The organism is Streptomyces sp. NPDC004658 (genome assembly GCF_040609555.1).
GTDB lineage: Bacteria > Actinomycetota > Actinomycetes > Streptomycetales > Streptomycetaceae > Streptomyces.
Window position 1 is genome coordinate 1 of the sequence record NZ_JBEXKG010000338.1, and the last position, 3,044, is coordinate 3,044.

4 protein-coding genes are annotated in these 3,044 nt (G+C 75.5%); 2 read left to right on the forward strand and 2 right to left on the reverse strand.

Going from position 1 to position 3,044, the window contains the following annotated elements; translation table 11 throughout:
- The coding region (locus tag ABZV94_RS40965; protein ID WP_356350121.1) for an FAD-dependent oxidoreductase at window positions 1-485 on the reverse strand (485 nt) is incomplete at its 3' end.
- Window positions 482-1,093 carry a TetR/AcrR family transcriptional regulator gene (locus ABZV94_RS40970; protein WP_356350123.1) on the reverse strand — a complete coding sequence of 204 codons (612 nt, stop codon included), beginning with the start codon at window positions 1,091-1,093 and terminating at the stop codon, window positions 482-484. The genes ABZV94_RS40965 and ABZV94_RS40970, both read right to left, overlap by 4 nt.
- Window positions 1,094-1,222: 129 nt before the next feature.
- Here ABZV94_RS40970 and ABZV94_RS40975 point away from each other — a divergent pair, with 129 nt between their 5' ends.
- Both ABZV94_RS40975 and ABZV94_RS40980 read left to right on the forward strand, forming a co-directional pair.
- On the forward strand, window positions 1,223-2,815 hold the full coding sequence (locus ABZV94_RS40975) for an FAD-binding oxidoreductase (protein WP_356350125.1): 1,593 nt from the start codon (window positions 1,223-1,225) through the stop codon (window positions 2,813-2,815).
- Window positions 2,816-2,854: 39 nt separating this feature from the next.
- Window positions 2,855-3,044 (forward strand): diacylglycerol kinase family protein (locus ABZV94_RS40980; RefSeq protein ID WP_356350127.1); only part of this gene is annotated, 190 nt, incomplete at its 3' end.

The following is a 3,044-nucleotide window of genomic DNA, read 5'->3' on the forward strand; positions in this document are numbered from 1 at the left end:
GCCTCCGTCGCCGAGAGCCGGCGGGGCGCGGGCAGCACCTGGCGCGGGGTCCGGGCGGCCAGCCGCAGCACGTCCCCGGCCCGGAGCCCGGCCCACGCCAGCGAGGCCTGGGCCCGGGACACCAGCGGGGTCAGCGGCAGCACGAACGGCTGGGCGGTCACGAGGTGCGGGGCCGTACGGCTCATCAGCACCCCGCGCTCGACCGCGCTCTCGTGGGCGACGTCGAACTGTGCGGAGGCCAGATAGCGCAGCCCGCCGTGGATGAGCTTGGAACTCCAGCGGGAGGTGCCGAAGGCCAGGTCGTGGGCGTCCACCGCGACCACGTCCAGCCCGCGGGCCGCCGCGTCCAGCGCGGCTCCGGCGCCCGTGGCGCCCAGCCCGACGACCAGGACGTCGGCCGTCCGGCCGTCCGCGGCCTCGGCCAGTTCCCGGACGCGCCGGTGTGCGCCGAGGGACGAGCCGGGTGCGGCCTCGGTGTGGCTCATGGCGTCAGGGTCCTCTCCAGAAGGGTGCGCAGCTCGCCGAGGAGCGCCGCGGAGTCCAGCTCCGGATCGTCCTCGTCGGTCATCGTGCGCAGGGACAGGGCGAAGGACTGCACGGTCAACAGCAGGACGCGCGCCTGCCGTTCGGTGTGGCCGGGCGGTACGGACCCGTCCGCGTGGCCCTCGCGCAGCGCGTCGGCCAGCAGCGCCAGCAGCGCCTCCTGGCTCGCGCCGCGCCGGTCGAGCACGTAGGGGAGGAGCAGCTCCGGATCGACGTCGACGATCTTGCGGAAGAGGGGGTGCGCGCGGAACGCCTCGACCCCGGCCACCAGTCCCTCCACGATCCGGGTGCGCGTGGCCGTGCCGGGCGCGGGGTCCGGTATGGCCCGGGTGGCCACGTCGATCCACTCCCGGGTCATGAGATCGCCCACCAGGCTCCGCAGGTCCGGCCAGCGCCGGTACAGCGTCATCCGGGAGACGCCGGCGCGGCGGGCCACGTCGGCGAGCGTGGTGCGCCGTACGCCGACGGCCAGCACACAGTCGCGTACCGCGTCGAGCACGTGATCGTTGTCCGAGCCGTTGCCCGAACCGTTGTGACGAATGGGCGTCATGTGTCACAGTGTAACGCCCCGAGGCCGGGCGGAAGCGGCCAGGCCCCGGAGACGGCACCGGGCCGCGCGGACCGAGCGCATGGATCAGCGCTCCCGACCAGCACACCGACCTGTGAGGACGACCGTTCAATGGACATGCAGTGGAACGGCTGGGGCGACCCGGCCAAGGCGGCGCCGCTGCCCGACTCGGTGACCGGGCTGCTCCGCGACCTGCTCGGCGTCAAGCCGCGCAGCACGCCCGCGCTCGGCCTGGAGGACATCCGCCTGCCCGCCCCCGCGGTGGCCCCCGCCGCCCTGAAGGCGCTCGCCGCGGCCGTCGGCGGCGAGGAGCACGTCCGTACGGACCTGGAGAGCCGCGTCCGGCACACCCGCGGCAAGTCCACCCCGGACCTGCTGCGCATCCGCGCGGGCGACGTCGCCGACGTCCCGCAGGCCGTCGTCCTGCCCGCCGGCCACGACGAGGTGCTCGCGGTCCTGCGCGCCTGCGCCGCGCACGGCCTGGCCGTCGTGCCCTTCGGCGGCGGCACCTCGGTGGTGGGCGGACTCGCCCCCCAGCGCAGCGCGTTCGTCGCCCTGGACCTGCGCCGCATGAACGGCCTGCTCGACCTGGACCCCGTCTCGCGCACCGCCGTCCTGCAGCCCGGTCTGCGCGCCCCCGATGCCGAGGCCCTGCTCGCCGGACACGGCTTCACCCTCGGCCACTTCCCGCAGTCCTTCGAATGGGCCACCATCGGCGGCTTCGCGGCGGCCCGCTCCAGCGGACAGGCGTCCGCCGGGTACGGCCGCTTCGACGAGATGGTCCTCGGCCTCACCCTCGCCACCCCCGAGGGCACCATCGAGACCGGCCGCGCCCCCCGCTCCGCCGCCGGACCGGACCTGCGCCAGCTGTTCCTCGGCTCCGAGGGCGCCTTCGGCGTCATCACCTCCGTCACCGTACGGATCCGCCCCCTGCCCGAGACGCGGCTGTACGAGGGCTGGCGGTTCGGTTCCTTCGAGGAGGGCGCCACCGCACTGCGCCGGCTCGCCCAGGACGGACCCCGGCCGACGGTGCTGCGCCTGTCCGACGAGACCGAGACGCTCATCGGACTCGCCCAGCCCGACGCCATCGGCGCCGGCCCGGCACCGGGCGACGCCGGCTGCCTGGCCATCACCGGATACGAGGGGACGGCGGAGGACACCGCACACCGCCGGGAACGGGCGGCGGCCGTCCTGAAGGCCTGCGGCGGCACGCCGGCCGGCACCGCACCCGGCGAGCGCTGGGCACACGGCCGTTACTCCGCGCCGTACCTGCGCGACGCCCTGCTCGACGTCGGCGCCTTCGCCGAGACGCTGGAGACCGCGGCCTTCTGGTCGCGCCTCCCCGGTCTCTACACGGCCGTCCGCACGGCGCTCACCGACACCCTCACGCGGGCCGGCACCCCGCCCCTGGTGATGTGCCACATCTCCCACGTGTACGAGAACGGCGCCTCGCTCTACTTCACCGTCGTCAGCGCCCAGGGCGAGGACCCGGTGGCCCACTGGACACCCGCCAAGCACGCGGCGTGTGAGGCCGTGCTCGCCGCCGGCGGCACCATCTCCCACCACCACGGGGTCGGCACCGACCACCGAGACTGGTACGTCCGCGAGGCCGGCCCGCTCGGCATCTCGGCGCTGCGCGCGGTCAAGCGCCGCCTGGACCCCGAGGGGCTGCTCAACCCCGGTGTCCTGCTGCCCACCGACTGAACCCACCCGATCCGACCGCCTGCCTCGAAAGGCCCACCGATGCGCCAGTTCACCGCTGTCGTCAACCCCACCGCGGGCGGCTCCACCGGGGCGGCGACGCTGCTCCGGCTGGCCCGGCTGCTCCGCGAGGGCGGGGCCGAACTGGAGACGGAGTACAGCCGCAGCCTCGCCCACGCCCAGGACATCGCCCGCGCGGCCGGTGAGCGCGGGCGGACGCCCGGCCATCGCG

Bases quoted from the DNA above. Each gene is read 5' to 3' on its own strand.
- ABZV94_RS40970 (WP_356350123.1), bottom strand. From the start codon at position 1,093: ATGACGCCCATTCGTCACAACGGTTCGGGCAACGGCTCGGACAACGAT.
- ABZV94_RS40975 (WP_356350125.1), top strand. From the start codon at position 1,223: ATGGACATGCAGTGGAACGGCTGGGGCGACCCGGCCAAGGCGGCGCCG.